The sequence below is a fragment of the Streptomyces yerevanensis genome, assembly GCF_000716805.1.
Taxonomy (GTDB): domain Bacteria; phylum Actinomycetota; class Actinomycetes; order Streptomycetales; family Streptomycetaceae; genus Streptomyces; species Streptomyces flaveus.
The window spans coordinates 14,179-30,654 of sequence record NZ_JNWJ01000027.1; the positions used below are offsets into that span (position 1 = coordinate 14,179).

The window sequence follows — 16,476 nt, forward strand, 5'->3', positions numbered from 1 at the left end:
TCGCCGTCCCGACCCGGCCCCCGGGCATGGAGGCGCGCCCCCCATGAACCCGCGGCCGCCCACGGCGGGAAGGGGACGGGGCGGGGGTGTCCGCCCGCAGCGGCCGGCGCGCCAACCCGAGCAACTTCTACCAGCCGACAGCTCGCGCGCCGGTCCGAGGACGGACACCCCCGTCGCGGCCCCGACCCCCGACGAACCCACAGGCGCCCCGCCCCAACCGCCGGAGGCACCCGCGTTGTCGTTCCCGGCCGTTACTCTCGGGCGCATGGCTGCGAACACGTCCGCGGACGCCCCGCTGCCCGTCGGTGAGGTGTCGCGGCTCATCGGGGGGTGGATCGACCGGCTCGGTGCCGTGTGGGTCGAGGGGCAGATCACCCAGTTGTCGCGACGGCCGGGCGCGGGCGTCGTCTTCATGACGTTGCGCGATCCGTCGTACGACATCTCCGTGAGCGTCACCTGCTACCGGCAGGTGTTCGACGCGGTGGCCGACGTGGTGAGCGAGGGCGCGCGCGTGGTGGTCCACGCGAAGCCGGAGTGGTACGCGCCCAGGGGCCAGCTCTCCCTCCGGGCTGCCGAGATAAAGCCGGTGGGTGTGGGCGAACTGCTCGCCCGCCTGGAGCAGTTGAAGAAGGCCCTCGCCAGTGAGGGCCTGTTCGCTGCCGAGCGCAAGAAGGCGCTGCCCTTTCTCCCCCAGCTCATCGGCCTCGTCTGCGGGCGGGCCTCAGCCGCCGAGCGGGACGTGCTCGAGAACGCACGGCGCCGCTGGCCCGCCGTCCGCTTCGAGGTGCGCAACGTCGCCGTGCAGGGCGTGCACGCGGTGCCCCAGGTCATCCAGGCCGTCAAGGAGCTGGACGCGCTCGACGACGTGGACGTGATCATCGTGGCGCGCGGCGGCGGCAGCGTGGAGGACCTGCTGCCGTTCTCGGACGAGCAGCTCGTACGGGCCGTCGTGTCCTGCCGTACGCCCGTGGTCTCGGCGATCGGGCACGAGCCGGACAACCCGCTGCTCGACTACGCGGCCGATCTGCGCGCGTCCACGCCCACGGACGCGGCCAAGAAGGTCGTGCCGGACGTGGGCGAGGAGTACGAGCGGGTCCAGTTCCTGCGGGACCGGGCGCGGCGCAGCGTCCTGTCCCTCATCGAGCGGGAGGAGCGCGGCCTTGCGCACGCGCTGGCCCGGCCCTCGATTGAGGATCCGCACCGCATGATCAAGGAGCGCGAGGACCAGATCGACGCGCTGCTCGACCGCGCCCGGCGCTGCCTCGGACACCTCCTCGACCGTGCCGATTCGGAGCTGTCGCACACGCACGCGCGCGTGGTGGGCCTCTCCCCCGCCGCGACCCTGCGGCGCGGCTATGCGGTCCTGCAGAAGTCCGACGGCCACGTGGTCCGCGCACCGGACGAGGTGACGGCCGAGGAGCCGCTGCGGGCGCGGGTCGCGGAGGGTGAGTTCACAGTCCGAGTGGATGCATAGGGTGGGCGCATGACCAGCAAAGTGGACGAGGCGCTCGGGTACGAGCAGGCGCGGGACGAGCTGATCGAGGTCGTACGCCGCCTGGAGGCGGGCGGCACGACCCTCGAGGAGTCCCTGGCCCTCTGGGAGCGCGGCGAGGAACTCGCCAAGGTGTGCCGGCGCTGGCTGGACGGGGCGCGCAAGCGGTTGGACGCGGCGCTGGCCGAAGAGGAGGCGGAGTCGTCGGCCGACGATGCGGCAGACGACTCCGAGTAAGCCTCAGGACGTCTTCAACGCCTCAGGCCACCTTCGGCCCCTCAGGACATCTTCAGGGCCTCGGCCATCTTCGTCAGCTTTCCGAACGACGCCGTGCCCGTCACCACCGTCGTGGAGCCCTCCTCCCGCAGGACGAGGGCGTCGTACTTCGGCCCCTCGTACCGAGTCCAGGTCCGCTCGCCGATGCGCTCGGTGACGTCCGTCTCCTCGGCGCCCTGGCCGGCCTCGTCGATGAACGTCGAGGGCTTCTGAGTGGACTGCTCGACCGCCACGTAGTCACCGTCGGGATCATGGAAGCCGAGGTGCCAGGCGTCGAAGTTGTCGCCCTCGAACCGCACCGACGTCGCCTTCCACTCCTTGGACAGGCCCTCGGGTGCCGCCACCGGATAGGTGGCCGCGCGGCGTGCTGTGAGGAGCTCCACGCGGTAATCCACCTGCTTGAGCGGGGGCTCGGAGTCGTCATGGGGAATGAAGACGTAGATGACTCCCGCGACGATTCCGATCAGGCCCAGGGAGAGCACCATGTCCCGGACCGTCTGCTTGCCTTTCATACCTGCCACGCCACCATCGTCGCAGGTGTACTGGTCTGCTCATCCGTGGGGGACCCTGCTCATTTTGTCGGACTGAGGATAGAGTCGGCCCGAACCCTCATCCGGCCGTCGTCGTATCAGAAAGGTGCGCTCCGATGACCGAGAACCATCATCACCTGCCGTCCGAGCTCGAGGTCCCGTCCGAGGCCCCCGACCGCAACCTCGCCCTGGAACTCGTCCGGGTCACCGAAGCCGCCGCGATGGCCGCGGGCCGTTGGGTCGGCCGCGGCGACAAGAACGGCGCCGACGGAGCCGCCGTACGCGCCATGCGCACCCTCGTCTCCACCGTCTCGATGAACGGCGTCGTCGTCATCGGGGAGGGTGAGAAGGACGAGGCCCCGATGCTGTTCAACGGGGAGCGCGTCGGCGACGGGACCGGCCCCGAGTGCGACATCGCCGTCGACCCGATCGACGGCACCACGCTGACCGCGAAGGGCATGACGAACGCGATCGCCGTGCTGGCCGCCGCCGACCGCGGCACCATGTTCGACCCGTCCGCCGTCTTCTACATGGACAAGCTGGTCACCGGCCCCGAGGCCGCCGACTTCGTCGACATCAACGCCCCGGTGTCCGTGAACATCCGCCGGGTCGCCAAGGCCAAGCGGTCCACGCCCGAGGACGTCACCGTCGTCATCCTCGACCGGCCGCGCCACGAGGGCATCATCAAGGAGATCCGGGAGACCGGCGCGCGCATCAAACTGATCTCCGACGGCGATGTCGCGGGCTCGATCCTCGCCCTGCGCGAGGGCACCGGCATCGATCTGCTGCTGGGCATCGGCGGCACGCCGGAGGGCATCATCTCGGCCTGCGCGGTCAAGTGCCTGGGCGGCACCATCCAGGGCAAGCTCTGGCCCAAGGACGACGAGGAGAAGCAGCGGGCCGTCGACGCGGGCCACGACCTCGACCGCGTCCTGTTCACCGACGACCTGGTCTCCGGCGAGAACGTCTTCTTCGTCGCGACCGGCATCACCGACGGCGAGCTGCTGCGCGGCGTGCGCTACCGCGCCGAGACCGCCACGACCGACTCGATCGTCATGCGCTCCAAGTCCGGCACGGTCCGCCAGATCACCTCCGAGCACCGGCTGAGCAAGCTGCGTGCCTACAGCACCATCGACTTCGACAAGGCGAAGTAGAAGCCAGAAGCAGCAGTCGTACGTACGTGAACGGCGTACGTACGTGAATGGGGCGCCCCTTGTGCGGAGGGGCGCCCCATTCACATGCCGGCTATCCGGCCGCCGCTATCTGTCCCGCCGTGGAGCGAGCCGCCTTCTTCAGTTCGAGGTCACGGCGGCGGCGTCGGGCCAGGACCACGCGGCGCTCGGCGGCGGTGAGGCCGCCCCACACTCCGTACGGCTCGGGTTGCACCAGCGCGTGTTCGCGGCACTGGACCATCACCGGGCAGCGCGCGCAGACCCGCTTTGCCGCATCCTCGCGGGACAGCCGGGCCGCTGTGGGCTCTTTTGAGGGTGCGAAGAACAGCCCGGCCTCGTCGCGGCGGCACACGGCCTCCGTATGCCACGGGGCGTCCTGGTCCCTCTCACGCACCGGAACCCCCTGGGGCGGAACGGCAGCGACCTGCAGGGACTGATGCGGCGGATGCAGCACGGTCTACTCCTGACGACGGCTTCGCGAGCGAGCGACGATGCGACAAGGCCTACCCGCTGTGCGCGCGCCTATGCACTGAGTTCCGAAGCACGGGAGTTCTTCGCAGGTCCGAGCGGGTGCGAGCGGATCAGATCGCTCCGCTTACCGCCGAGGCGCCGCCAAAACGCCGTTGAATCGCCGCCGAATTCGCGACCGTCAATGGCCCAGGTGTTTGCGCAACTTGTCGTTCACCCGGTCACCGAGCCGGTCGAGAAGATCCTCAACCACCTTGCCGCGCTTGGGTTTTGCCTCAATGCTTCCCAATATGGCCAGTCCGTCCACATAGACCACGGGTGCGTCCTGCTCACCCGAATCCAGCGTGCGCACCTCGATACTGCCGAGCACACCGCCGCCGTTGCCCCGCAGCGAGACGTTCTCCGGGACGCGGATCTCCACGCTGCCGAAGACCGAGATGGCTTTGATGACGACCTGTCGGTGCTCGAAGATCGCCTCGCTGAGGTCTATCTCGACGCTGCCGAAGATGGCGTACACGTGCGTGCGGCGGCCTATTCGCCAACGGCCCTTGCGGGTCGCGGAGCTCAGGACCGCCACCACGTTCTCGTCGGCGACCGGGGGGACCGCTCCGGGGGTGGGATGGTTCGGCGCCGGCTGGTACGCCCGCGTCGCGCCCCTGCGGTGCTCACCCGGGAGGTCCCGGACGAGCGGTTCGAGTTCGCCGACGGTCTTGGCGCGGAAGACCTCCTCGACCCGCTCGGAGTGCTCCTCCGCGGTGAGACGCCCCTCGGCGAGGGCATCGCGCAGGATGTCGGCGGTCCGGTCACGGTCGGCGTCGGAGGCGCGCAGCTCGGTCGGCGCCGGGGGCTGCCGCTCGGGCGTCTTCTCGTTGACTGCGGGGCTCTTTTGAAGGTCCACGGCAGCAGCGTACCCAAACGCGATAGATCGCGACTACCCCCTGAAGCGTCCTGTGGAAAACCGTCCGGAAAACCACCGAAGGTCAGTCCGGCACTCCAACTGAGCCTTACCTCACCAGCCCCGCCCATCGACCGCGTCCTACGCTGGTGGGCGCTGCCGACGGAGGCCAGCCGCTGCCTTTGACTAGTGAGGAATGGGCGACATGCCTGAGTTCGTCTACACCGATCTGCTCCCCCAGGGGGAGGACACCACCCCGTACCGGCTGGTGACCTCGGAAGGTGTCTCCACCTTCGAGGCCGACGGGCGCACATTCCTCAAGGTCGAGCCTCAGGCACTGCGCAAGCTCGCCGAGGAGGCCATCCACGACATCCAGCACTACCTGCGCCCGGCCCACCTGGCCCAGTTGCGCCGGATCATCGACGACCCGGAGGCGTCGAGCAACGACAAGTTCGTGGCGCTGGACCTGCTGAAGAACGCGAACATCGCCGCCGCGGGCGTGCTGCCGATGTGCCAGGACACCGGCACGGCGATCGTCATGGGCAAGCGCGGACAGAACGTGCTCACGGACGGCGGCGACGAGGCGGCCCTGTCCCGCGGCATCTACGACGCGTACCTGAACCTGAACCTGCGCTACTCGCAGATGGCCCCTCTCACGATGTGGGACGAGAAGAACACCGGCTCCAACCTCCCGGCCCAGATCGAGCTGTACGCGACGGACGGCGGCGCCTACAAGTTCCTGTTCATGGCGAAGGGCGGCGGCTCGGCCAACAAGTCGTTCCTGTACCAGGAGACGAAGGCCGTCCTGAACGAGGCCTCCATGATGAAGTTCCTGGAGGAGAAGATCCGTTCGCTGGGTACGGCCGCCTGCCCGCCGTACCACCTCGCCATCGTCGTCGGCGGTACGAGCGCCGAGTACGCCCTGAAGACCGCGAAGTACGCCTCCGCGCACTACCTGGACGAGATCCCGGCGGAGGGCTCGCCGCTCGGCCACGGCTTCCGGGACAAGGAGCTGGAGCAGAAGGTCTTCGAGCTGACGCAGCGGATCGGGATCGGGGCACAGTTCGGCGGCAAGTACTTCTGCCATGACGTACGCGTGGTCCGACTCCCCCGGCACGGTGCGTCCTGTCCGGTGGCGATCGCCGTCTCCTGTTCGGCCGACCGTCAGGCGACCGCGAAGATCACGGCGGAGGGCGTCTTCCTGGAGCAGCTGGAGACGGACCCGGCGCGGTTCCTGCCGGAGACGACGGACGAGCACCTGGAGTCGGACGGGGACGTCGTGAAGATCGACCTCAACCAGCCGATGGACGACATCCTCGCCGAGCTCACCAAGTACCCGGTGAAGACCCGGCTCTCGCTCACCGGCCCGCTCGTCGTGGCCCGGGACATCGCGCACGCCAAGATCAAGGAGCGGCTTGACGCGGGCGAGGAGATGCCGCAGTACCTGAAGGACCACCCGGTGTACTACGCGGGCCCGGCGAAGACGCCCGAGGGTTACGCGTCCGGATCCTTCGGCCCGACCACCGCCGGCCGCATGGACTCCTACGTCGAGCAGTTCCAGGCGGCGGGCGGCTCCAAGGTGATGCTGGCGAAGGGGAACCGTTCGCAGCAGGTCACCAACGCGTGTGACGCCCACGGGGGCTTCTACCTCGGCTCCATCGGCGGCCCGGCCGCCCGCCTCGCCCAGGACTGCATCAAGAAGGTCGAGGTCGTCGAATACGAGGAGCTCGGCATGGAGGCCGTCTGGAAGATCGAGGTGGAGGACTTCCCGGCGTTCATCGTGGTCGACGACAAGGGCAACGACTTCTTCCAGGATCCGGCGCCGGCTCCTACGTTCACGTCGATTCCGGTGCGGGGTCCGGGGCTGGGCTAGGTTTTTTCGCCCCCGCCGCCCCTACCCGTCCCGTCCCCGGGGTCGGCCCCGGACCCCGTTTCGGGGGCCAGCCCCCGAACCCCCGCTCCTCAAACGCCGGAGGGGCTGATTTTCCGTGGCCGAACTTTGTCAGCGCAGGCCCGCATCAATCAGCCCGTCCGGCGCTTGAGGACGAGGCCGTTCAGGCCGACAGGGGGTCTGGGGCGCAGCCCCAGCGGGGTCCAGGGGCGGAGCCCCGGGGACGGGGAATGGGCAGGGGCGGCGGGGGCGCTATACCCCCCATGACCGACTACCGCATCGAGCACGACTCCATGGGCGAAGTCCGCGTCCCCGCGGACGCCAAGTGGCGAGCCCAGACCCAGCGCGCCGTCGAGAACTTCCCCATCTCCGGCCAGCACATCGAGCGCGCGCACATCGAAGCCCTCGCCCGGATCAAGGCAGCCGCCGCCAAGGTGAACGCCGATCTCGGCGTGCTCGAGAAGGACATCGCGGAGGCCATCCAGGACGCGGCCGGTGAGGTCGCCGAGGGGCGCTGGGACGCGCAGTTCCCCGTGGACGTCTTCCAGACAGGGTCCGGCACCTCGTCCAACATGAACACGAACGAGGTCGTCGCCACCCTCGCGACGGAACGGCTCGGCAGGGACGTACACCCCAATGACCATGTGAACGCGTCGCAGTCGTCGAACGACGTCTTCCCCTCCTCCATCCACATCGCGGCCACCGCCGCCGTCACCCGCGACCTCGTCCCCGCCCTGGAGCACCTGGCAGCGTCCCTGGAGCGGAAGGCCGAGGAGTTCGCGGACGTCGTGAAGTCGGGGCGGACCCATCTCATGGACGCCACCCCGGTCACCCTCGGCCAGGAGTTCGGCGGGTACGCGGCCCAGGTCCGGTACGGGATCGAGCGGCTCAGCGCCTCGCTCCCCCGGCTCGCCGAACTGCCCCTGGGCGGAACAGCCGTGGGCACCGGCATCAACACCCCGCCCGGGTTCTCCGCCGCCGTGATCGCCGAGGTGGCGCGGACGACGGGGCTGCCGCTCACCGAGGCGCGCAACCACTTCGAGGCGCAGGGGGCGCGGGACGGGATCGTCGAGACGAGCGGGCAGCTGCGGACGATCGCGGTCGGGCTGACCAAGATCGCGAACGATCTGCGCTGGATGGCCTCCGGGCCGCGTACCGGGCTCGCCGAGATCGCTCTCCCCGATCTCCAGCCGGGCTCGTCGATCATGCCGGGCAAGGTGAATCCGGTCATTCCCGAGGCGGTGCTGATGGTCGCCGCGCAGGTGACCGGAAACGACGCCACCGTCGCCGCGGCGGGCGCGGCCGGGAACTTCGAGCTGAACGTGATGCTTCCGGTCATCGCGAAGAACGTCCTGGAGTCCGTACGCCTCCTCGCGAACGTCTCCCGGCTGCTCGCCGACCGGACCGTCGACGGGATCACCGCGAACCGTGAACGGGCCCGTGAGTACGCCGAGTCGTCGCCGTCCGTGGTGACGCCGCTCAACAAGTACATCGGCTACGAGGAGGCCGCGAAGGTGGCCAAAAAGTCCCTCTCCGAGCGCAAGACGATCCGCCAGGTCGTCCTGGAGTCCGGGTACGTCGACCGCGGCGACCTCACCCTTCAGCAGCTGGACGAGGCGCTGGATGTCCTGGGGATGACGCGGCCGTAACGTCCTGACGCGCGGCGCGCGAACCGTGACGCGCGCCGCAGCGTCGTATGCCCTGGGCACCTAAAATCCGGCCATGACAGAGGGTGGAGCGGTGGCAGACGTGCAGACGGGCGGAACGGCGGCGTTCTGGACCCCCGGGAGTCAGATCCTGTGGCGGTACCGGGAGAACGGCGGCACGCGCGTCCACATCTGCCGTCCCGTGACCGTCGTACGGGACGACGCCGAACTGCTCGCCGTATGGATGGCGCCCGGCACCCAGTGTGTGAAACCGGTGATCGCCGACGGTACGCCCGTCCATGTGGAGCCGCTGGAGTCCCGCTACACCAGGCCGCGGACCGTACAGCTCGACCGCTGGTTCGGCACGGGTGTGCTGAAGCTGGCGCGGCCCGGTGAGCCGTGGTCGGTGTGGCTGTTCTGGGAGCCCGGCTGGCGGTTCAAGAACTGGTACGTGAATTTGGAGGAACCGCTGGTCAGATGGGCGGGTGGGGTCGACTCCGAGGACCATTTCCTGGACATCAGCGTGTATCCGGACCGGACCTGGGGCTGGCGCGACGAGGACGAGTTCGCGCAGGCTCAGCGGGACGGTCTGATGAATCGGCGACTGGCCGAAGACGTACGGGAGGCGGGACGGTCCGCGGTGGAGGTGATCCGCGCCTGGGGCCCGCCGTTCTCGGACGGCTGGCAGCACTGGCGCCCGGATCCGGCCTGGTCCGTACCGTCCTTGCCGGAAGACTGGGACCGTACGCCCACCCACGTGTCCACATGAGACCCTTGTTGCGCCCCCGTGGTACAACCGTAGGATCGTCCTCCGCAACAGCTGCACAGCAGCAACAACTCCCGCGGCATGCGCTGGGCTTGACCAAACGTCACCGAGGGGCGGCAGGACGTGAGCGAGGGGTACGAGGGGTACGGTCGTACGGCTGGGAAGCGGCCGGACGGGCTGTCCCTGTCGGCGTCGCCGGCCGGGCCCGGCTCTGAGAGGCTGTCTGAGCACGCGGGAATTCCGTTCCTGGGACACGTAATCCGGGTATCGGCATTCCTGCGGGACGAACCGCACGCATGGCGCGCAGCCCCGGACGGATGGATTCGACACGCGTGACGGAGCACTCCAACTCCCACGAGGGCCACCAGCCAGGAGCTGCCGGGCCCACCGCCCCCGCGGACCCCCGCGGGGCGCTGCTGCATACCCCGGAGCCGCCGCTCCAGGGCTCTCCGGCTCTACCGGCGCAGGGCCCCCTGGGCTCCCCCGCACCCTCCGAAGCCCGCTGCGCCGCCACCGGTACGCCCGCGGGCAGCCACGGCACACCCGCTCCCTCCGACGGTCACGGCCCGGCCGGGACGCCCGCGCCCGCCGGTCCCGAGCACTCCCAGCCGTCGGCCACCGAACCGGATCCGCACCGGCCGCGCCCGGTGCCGGAGTCCATTCCGGCGCAGCCGAATACGCAGGCGCCCGTCGGCCCAGACCGCCGTAAGGGGCAGGGCCCGGCGCCCGGTACGCCCATGCCCATGCGGCGTGACGGCGACCGGCTGCGTTTCGTGGGAGCCGCGACGAGGCGGATCGCCCGCGGTATAGACCTCGACGAGATCGTGATGGGCCTGTGCCGGGCCACCGTGCCGACCTACTCGGACGCGATCCTCGTCTATCTGCGCGATCCGCTGCCGGTCGGCGACGAGCGGCCCACCGGGCCCGTCGTACTGCGGCTGCGGCGTACGGACCGGATCCCGGAGGACCGGGAGACCGAGGGCTTCCTGCTGCCCGCGCTCCAGTCCGAGCCCGACCTCGGGGCGACCTCCGAGCTGTGCGAGGTGCGGCCCGGTGGCGCCCTCGCCGAGGTGCTGCGCGGCGTACGGCCCGTCTTCGCGGACGCGCCCGCCGCCCGCGCCGCGCTGCCCGAGCTGATCGGCGAGGAGCTGACGGTGCCGGGCGGCCAGCGCGCGATCCTCGCCCCGCTGCGCGGCCGCAGGCGTGTGATCGGCGCGGCGCTCTTCCTGCGCCGCCCGGACCGGCCGGCCTTCGAGGCCGACGATCTGCTCGTCGCGGCCCAGCTCGCCACGCACAGCGCGCTCGGCATCGACAAGGCGGTGCTGTACGGCCGCGAGGCGTACATCGCCGACGAGTTGCAGCGCACGATGCTGCCCGAGACGCTGCCGCGACCGACGGGTGTGCGGCTCGCCTCGCGCTACCTCCCGGCGGCCGAGACGGCCCGGGTCGGCGGCGACTGGTACGACGCGATTCCGCTGCCAGGCAGCCGGGTCGCCCTCGTCGTCGGTGACGTGATGGGCCACTCCATGACCTCGGCGGCCATCATGGGCCAGCTGCGCACGACCGCGCAGACCCTCGCCGGGCTCGACCTGCCGCCGCAGGAGGTCCTGCACCACCTCGACGAGCAGGCCCAGCGGCTGGGCACGGACCGCATGGCGACCTGTCTGTACGCCGTGTACGACCCGGTCGCGCACCGGATCACCATCGCCAACGCCGGCCATCCCCCGCCGGTCCTGCTGCACCTGGGCGGCCGGGCCGAGGTGCTGCGGGTGCCGCCGGGCGCCCCCATCGGCGTAGGAGGTGTGGACTTCGAGGCGGTCGAGCTGGACGCGCCCGCCGGGGCCACGCTGCTGCTCTACACCGACGGTCTTGTGGAGTCCCGGCTGCGTGATGTGTGGACCGGGATAGAGCAGCTGCGGGAAAAGCTGGCCGCCACCGCCCAGTTGACGGGTGCGGACCATTCGCCGCCGCTCGAGGCGCTGTGCGACGAGGTGCTCGACATGCTCGGCCCGGGCGACCGGGACGACGACATCGCGCTGCTCGCCGCCCGCTTCGACGGCATCGCGCCCAGCGATGTCGCGGTCTGGCATCTGGACCCCGAGGAGACGGCGCCGGGCAAGGCCAGGCGCCTCGCCCGGCGCGCGCTGTCCCGTTGGGACATGGAGGACATGAGCGACTCCGTGGAGCTGCTCGTCAGCGAGGTCGTCACCAACGCCGTGCGCTACGCCTCACGGCCCGTCTCGCTGCGCCTGCTGCGCACGGACGTACTGCGCTGCGAGGTCGGCGACGACGTACCGCAGCTGCCGCGGCTGCGCCAGGCGCGCGCCACGGACGAGGGCGGGCGCGGGCTGTACCTGGTGAACAAGCTGGCCAGGCGGTGGGGCGCGACCCGGCTCAGTACCGGCAAGGTCGTCTGGTTCGAGCTGAACCGGGGATAAAACCGAGGACAAGCAGAAGACAAGCAGAAGCCCGCGCCCCTCGAGCTCGAGGGGCGCGGGCTTCTGTCTCACTGCTGCGGGTCAACCGGGCCCGCGTCGTCGCCGCCGCCGCCGTCCCCGCCCTCTGGTGGCTCGATCGGGTCCGCCGTCGGATCGTCCGTGGGCTCCTCCGGCGTCGTCGGCTCCTCTGTGGGCTCCGTCGGCTCGTCCGTGGGCTCCTCCGGCGGCTCCTTCGTCGTCGGCTCCTCCTGGGGCGGGGGCTTCGTCGTGGGCTCCTGCGTCGTCGGCTCCTCCGTCGGCTCCGGCGGCGGCGGGGTGAACGTCGGCTGGACGCCCGAGCCCTGCTTGGTCTCCAGGTCGAACTTGCTGACGTCGCCCATCGCGTTGAAGGTGTACGCCGCCCAGATCTGAGCGGGGTAACTACCGCCGGCGACCCGGCCCTTGCCCGGCAGGAGGCCGGTGGCGCCCTGCAGCGTGACCTGCGGGTGCGGGGGCTTGTCGTCCTCGCCGAACATGCCGACCGAGGTGACCAGGTTCGGTGTGTAGCCGGTGAACCAGGCCGACCTGTTCTTGTCGGACGTACCGGTCTTGCCCGCGACCTGCTGGCCGTCGCGGGCCGGGTTGTCGCGCACCGAGGTCCGGGCCGTACCGTCGTCGACCACGCCGGTGAGTACCGAGCTGACCGTGTCGGCAGCCTCGCGGCTGATGACCGAGTCGCCGATCGCGTCCGGGATCTTGACCGTGTAATCCTTGTGTTCGACCGACTTGATCATGGACGGGGTGACCTTCTCGCCGTGGTTGGCGAGGGTCGCGTACACCCCGGCCATCTCCATCGGGCTCGCGCCCATCGAACCGAGGGTCTGCGCGGGCACGGCCTGCAGGTCCGCGGTGTCCATGCCGAGATCGCCCGCGGTCTTCATGACCTGTTCCATGCCGACGTCGACGCCCATCTGCGCGAAGACGGAGTTGATGGACTTGTTCATCGCCGTCTGCACGGTGACGTCGCCGTAGTCGACGTCGTCCTCGTTCGGCGGTGAGAATCCGACCTTCTTGCCGTTGTCCGTGACGGGGCGTTTGCTGGTGCCGTCGTAGATGGTGTCCGCCGTGATCGGTATGCCGTCCTGCGTCTCGGCTTCCTTGTCCACGGCTGCGGCGAGGATCACCGGCTTGAAGGTGGAGGCGGGCTGGTAGTCGGTGCGGGTCGCGTTGTTCGTGTAGTGCTTGAAGTAGTCGACGCCGCCGTACATCGCGACGACCCTGCCGGTCTTCGGGTCGACGGAGACGGCTCCGGCCTGGACGTCGGCGTCGACCTTGCGCTTCTTGCCGTCGAGCTTGCTGGTGAGCTGCGTCTTGACGGCCTTCTCGAGCTGCGCCTGCTTCTTCTTGTCGATGTTCAGCGTGATGGTCCAGCCGCCCGCGGTGACCAGCCTCTCGGCCTCCTCCGCGTCGGCGGCCTTGCCCTGGGCGACGAGCTGCTTCTGCAGCGCCCTGTTGGCCGCGTCCCACAGATAGCCGTTCTGCCCCTCCAGACCCGGCGCGCCCTTCGGATCCTTGGGCTCGGGGAACTTCATGTCGTCGCGCTTGGCGGGGTCGAGCCAGTTCTCCTCGACCATGTTGTTCAGTACGTACTCCCAGCGCTGCTTGACGAGTTCCCTGCCGGTGTCCGTCGCGACCGCCCAGTCGTACTGGCTCGGGGCCTGCAACACCGCGGCGAGATAGGCGCCCTGTTCCACCGTCAGTTTGCTTGCGTCGACGCGGTAGTACGCCTGGGCCGCGGCCTGGATGCCGTACGCGGCGCGGCCGTAGTAGCTGGTGTTCATATAGCCCGCGAGGATGTCGTCCTTGGACGTCGTGCGGTCCACCTTCAGCGAGATGACCAGTTCCTCGAGCTTGCGGGTGATGGTCTGGTCCTGCTCGAGGTAGTAGTTCTTGACGTACTGCTGGGTGATCGTCGAACCACCCTGCTTGCCCTTGCCGGAGAGGGTGTTGAAGAGACCGCGAGCGGTGCCCTTGAAGTCGACGCCGGGGTCTTGGTAGAAGGACTTGTTCTCGGCGGCAACGAAGGCGAACCGAACCTTCTTGGGGATCTGATCAAAGTCGACTATCTCGCGGTTCACCTCTCCGGTGCGGGCAAGGATCGTGCCGTCGCTGTACTGGTAGACGTTGCTCTGTTGCCGCGCCGCCGCCGCGGCCTTGCTGCCCTCGGGCACGTCGATCATCAGGTACATCACGACGAAGGCGGCCATACCGAGCAGGCAGAGGCCGAAGAACGAGCCCAGGACCTTCTTCCAGCTGAAGAACCGGCGTATGCCGCTCCGCTCGGCGGAGCGCTTCGGGGCAGCGCGGCGGCGGCCACCGCCCTGCCGCGCCCGTCTCTCTTCCGCTCTTCCCATGGGTCCGATCCGCTCCGCTTCGCCTTCAGTGTCCGTTCAACTCACGCGTCACACAGGTTCGCCATTCAAGTCAGCTCAGCAAACTAACACCACGCGTCGTGACATAGGACCGCCGATCCGGTCTTTTCCGGACGTGACGATGAGCACTCAGTCTCATGGGAACCGACTCACAGGAGCGCCGGAGGGTTGCCCGGACCTCGCCGACTACTGGAACGGCCAGCAGTAAGAGCTTGCTCTTTGTCATGATCCATTCATAAGATCAGCACACTTGATCGACTTCGACCGATCTGTCCAGACACAGGAAGGCCTATGATGCCGAGAATTTCGCGCCGCATCTCCATACCCGTTGTCACCGCCGCTATGACGTTCGCAGGGCTGGCCGTGACCGCCACTCCCGCCCACGCCTACACCTTCTGCACCGACACCCAGCATCGGGAGTTCCCCACATCTGGCTACAACACCGATGTCTACGTGAAGATCTGCGTCCAGAACGGCTACGACGGCGACAGACAGTATCGCCGGGCAATAGCCCAGGGATACTGGCAGGACGGCGGCGGCGCCCGGAAGTTCGACAACTTCGATGTCGTGATACGCCTCGAGCACTTCCAAGAGACCTTCAGGACCAAGACCTGCGACATCACCTCGGAGATCAACCAGCACGAAGCCCTCAACCTCCAGTGCACCACTGGCAAGTTCTATGACAACTCGAACTCTGGTAACTGGACGGGCGACGGAAAGATCAATTTCAACCTCGACGCCGACGGCAATGGCGGCAGCACCTGGCAACTGGCCGGGTCGCCCCGTGGAAACTGACCAGAGGTCCCGCACTCTGGCACGCCCGCAGTCTCGAAGGTGAAGCACCTGCACTCCGGCCAGGGATAGTCGATAGCCAGCGCGAAGCAACGGCCCAGCCGGTTGCCGCAGCAGCGAAAATAGATGTTGCGGCAGCCAGATCCGCTGCCAGATGACGCGCTTGTCCGGCAGGCAGGTACGGCTTCCCCCCCGCGCTGGGCGCTCACCAAGGGAGGCGCCTGCCCGTCGGGCCGACCCGGTCGCCCACCGAGGGCGCCCCGCACCGCGGAGAGGCCCGAGGAGTAGGCACCCGACTCCCGAGCCACGCAGCAGAACCGTGACAATCGGCCCCGACCTGCACTCCCGTACGCCCTGCCGCAGTCTACACACGGCACGTATACACGCGGTGTATACGTCGTGTGTAGAGTGCTCCGCATGTCCATCGGTCACACCCTTCTGGGGCTCCTGGAGTCGGGACCGCGTCACGGTTACGACCTGAAGCGGGCCTTCGACGAGAAGTTCGGTCACGACCGGCCGCTGCACTACGGCCAGGTCTACTCGACGATGTCGCGGCTGTTGAAGAACGGCCTCGTGGAGGTCGATGGGGTAGAGGCGGGCGGCGGCCCCGAGCGGAAGCGGTACGCGATCACCGAGGCGGGCGTCACCGACGTCCAGCGGTGGCTCGCGACCCCGGAGAAGCCGGAGCCGTACCTCCAGTCGACCCTCTACACCAAGGTCGTCCTCGCGCTGCTCACGCACCGGAACGCGGCCGAGATCCTCGACGCGCAGCGCTCCGAGCATCTGCGCATGATGCGGATCCTCACCGACCGCAAACGCAAGGGCGATCTCGCCGACCAGCTGATCTGCGACCACGCGCTCTTCCACCTCGAGGCCGACCTGCGGTGGCTGGAACTCACCGCCGCCCGCCTCGAAAAGCTCGCCGAGGCGGTGATCCGATGACCCCCGAGGGTTCCCTGCTCGCCGCCGTCGACCTGCGGAAGACGTACGGTCCGACCACCGCGCTCGACGGCGCGGAGTTCTCCATCCACCCCGGCGAGATCGTCGCGGTGATGGGCCCGTCCGGCTCCGGCAAGTCGACCCTTCTGCACTGTCTCGCTGGCATCGTGACGCCCGACTCGGGCTCGATCACGTACGACGGCCGTGAGATGGCGACGATGAACGACACCCAGCGCAGCGCGCTCCGGCGCTCGGAGTTCGGCTTCGTCTTCCAGTTCGGCCAGCTCGTCCCCGAGTTGACCTGCGTGGAGAACGTCGCCCTGCCGCTGCGCCTGAACGGCGGCAACCGCAAGTCGGCCGAGCGCACCGCCCTGCAGTGGATGGAGCGCCTTGAGGTCGACGACCTCAAGGGCAAGCGGCCCGGCGAGGTCTCCGGCGGCCAGGGCCAGCGCGTCGCCGTCGCCCGCGCGCTGGTCACCAGCCCGCGCGTCCTGTTCGCCGATGAGCCCACCGGCGCGCTCGACTCCCTCAACGGCGAGCGCGTGATGGACCTGCTCACGGACGCCGCCCGGTCCGCCAACGCCGCCATCGTCCTCGTCACGCACGAGGCGCGGGTCGCCGCGTACTCGGACCGCGAGATCGTCGTACGGGACGGGAAGTCGCGGGACATGGAGCGCGTCGTATGAATTCCCACCCGTCTCCCACCACCACCCCAACCGAGGCGCTTCGCGCCGCCCCTTCTTATTCGCAGTGGACGAGG

Annotated in this window: 14 protein-coding genes; 10 read left to right on the forward strand and 4 right to left on the reverse strand. The window is 69.1% G+C overall.

Going from position 1 to position 16,476, the window contains the following annotated elements; genetic code table 11:
- Positions 1–265 precede the first annotated feature (265 nt).
- Both xseA and OP79_RS26565 read left to right on the forward strand, forming a co-directional pair.
- Positions 266–1,474: an exodeoxyribonuclease VII large subunit gene (gene xseA / locus OP79_RS26560; RefSeq protein WP_033323755.1), complete on the forward strand. Its 1,209-nt coding sequence runs from the start codon at positions 266–268 to the stop codon at positions 1,472–1,474.
- A gap of 9 nt (positions 1,475–1,483) precedes the next feature.
- Positions 1,484–1,729 carry an exodeoxyribonuclease VII small subunit gene (locus OP79_RS26565; protein ID WP_033323552.1) on the forward strand — a complete coding sequence of 82 codons (246 nt, stop codon included), beginning with the start codon at positions 1,484–1,486 and terminating at the stop codon, positions 1,727–1,729.
- A 41-nt stretch (positions 1,730–1,770) separates the two neighbouring features.
- Here the strand turns inward: OP79_RS26565 and OP79_RS26570 are convergent, their stop codons facing one another.
- Positions 1,771–2,289: a DUF4245 domain-containing protein gene (locus OP79_RS26570; RefSeq protein ID WP_033323553.1), complete on the reverse strand. Its 519-nt coding sequence runs from the start codon at positions 2,287–2,289 to the stop codon at positions 1,771–1,773.
- Positions 2,290–2,414: 125 nt separating this feature from the next.
- On the opposite strand from OP79_RS26570, the gene glpX reads away from it, so the two are divergent.
- A complete protein-coding gene (gene glpX, locus OP79_RS26575) occupies positions 2,415–3,452 on the forward strand; it encodes a class II fructose-bisphosphatase (RefSeq protein WP_033323562.1) in 1,038 nt (345 codons plus the stop codon).
- A 91-nt stretch (positions 3,453–3,543) separates the two neighbouring features.
- Here glpX and OP79_RS26580 read toward each other — a convergent pair whose 3' ends face one another.
- Entirely contained in the window at positions 3,544–3,924 is a 381-nt protein-coding gene (locus tag OP79_RS26580; protein ID WP_033323564.1) for a WhiB family transcriptional regulator, read from the reverse strand.
- 195 nt (positions 3,925–4,119) lie between these two features.
- Complete coding sequence (locus OP79_RS26585) at positions 4,120–4,836, reverse strand: DUF1707 SHOCT-like domain-containing protein (RefSeq protein ID WP_033323566.1); 717 nt, start codon at positions 4,834–4,836, stop codon at positions 4,120–4,122.
- Positions 4,837–5,038: 202 nt separating this feature from the next.
- Here OP79_RS26585 and OP79_RS26590 point away from each other — a divergent pair, with 202 nt between their 5' ends.
- The 4 genes from OP79_RS26590 (at position 5,039) to OP79_RS26605 (ending at position 11,574) form a co-directional block, all read left to right on the forward strand.
- Positions 5,039–6,706: a fumarate hydratase gene (locus OP79_RS26590; protein ID WP_033323756.1), complete on the forward strand. Its 1,668-nt coding sequence runs from the start codon at positions 5,039–5,041 to the stop codon at positions 6,704–6,706.
- 281 nt (positions 6,707–6,987) lie between these two features.
- Positions 6,988–8,373, forward strand: a complete 1,386-nt coding sequence (locus tag OP79_RS26595; protein WP_033323568.1) for a class II fumarate hydratase — start codon at positions 6,988–6,990, stop codon at positions 8,371–8,373.
- A gap of 73 nt (positions 8,374–8,446) precedes the next feature.
- Positions 8,447–9,139 (forward strand): cytidylyl-2-hydroxypropylphosphonate hydrolase, encoded by a 693-nt coding sequence (gene fomD / locus OP79_RS26600; RefSeq protein WP_051744941.1) that lies wholly within the window; start codon positions 8,447–8,449, stop codon positions 9,137–9,139.
- A gap of 314 nt (positions 9,140–9,453) precedes the next feature.
- Positions 9,454–11,574, forward strand: coding sequence for an ATP-binding SpoIIE family protein phosphatase (locus OP79_RS26605; RefSeq protein ID WP_245685456.1), 2,121 nt, complete (start codon positions 9,454–9,456; stop codon positions 11,572–11,574).
- Between the two features lie 68 nt (positions 11,575–11,642).
- Here OP79_RS26605 and OP79_RS26610 read toward each other — a convergent pair whose 3' ends face one another.
- Positions 11,643–13,967 carry a transglycosylase domain-containing protein gene (locus OP79_RS26610; protein WP_033323581.1) on the reverse strand — a complete coding sequence of 775 codons (2,325 nt, stop codon included), beginning with the start codon at positions 13,965–13,967 and terminating at the stop codon, positions 11,643–11,645.
- Between the two features lie 309 nt (positions 13,968–14,276).
- Between OP79_RS26610 and OP79_RS26615 the strand changes: the two genes are divergently transcribed.
- The 3 genes from OP79_RS26615 to OP79_RS26625 all read left to right on the forward strand — a co-directional run bounded on the left by OP79_RS26615 (position 14,277) and on the right by OP79_RS26625 (position 16,402).
- Entirely contained in the window at positions 14,277–14,780 is a 504-nt protein-coding gene (locus OP79_RS26615) for a hypothetical protein (protein ID WP_033323583.1), read from the forward strand.
- Positions 14,781–15,194: 414 nt separating this feature from the next.
- Positions 15,195–15,719 (forward strand): PadR family transcriptional regulator, encoded by a 525-nt coding sequence (locus OP79_RS26620; RefSeq protein WP_033323585.1) that lies wholly within the window; start codon positions 15,195–15,197, stop codon positions 15,717–15,719.
- Positions 15,716–16,402, forward strand: coding sequence for an ABC transporter ATP-binding protein (locus tag OP79_RS26625; protein WP_033323587.1), 687 nt, complete (start codon positions 15,716–15,718; stop codon positions 16,400–16,402). Before OP79_RS26620 ends, OP79_RS26625 begins: the two co-directional genes overlap by 4 nt.
- Positions 16,403–16,476 lie beyond the last annotated feature (74 nt).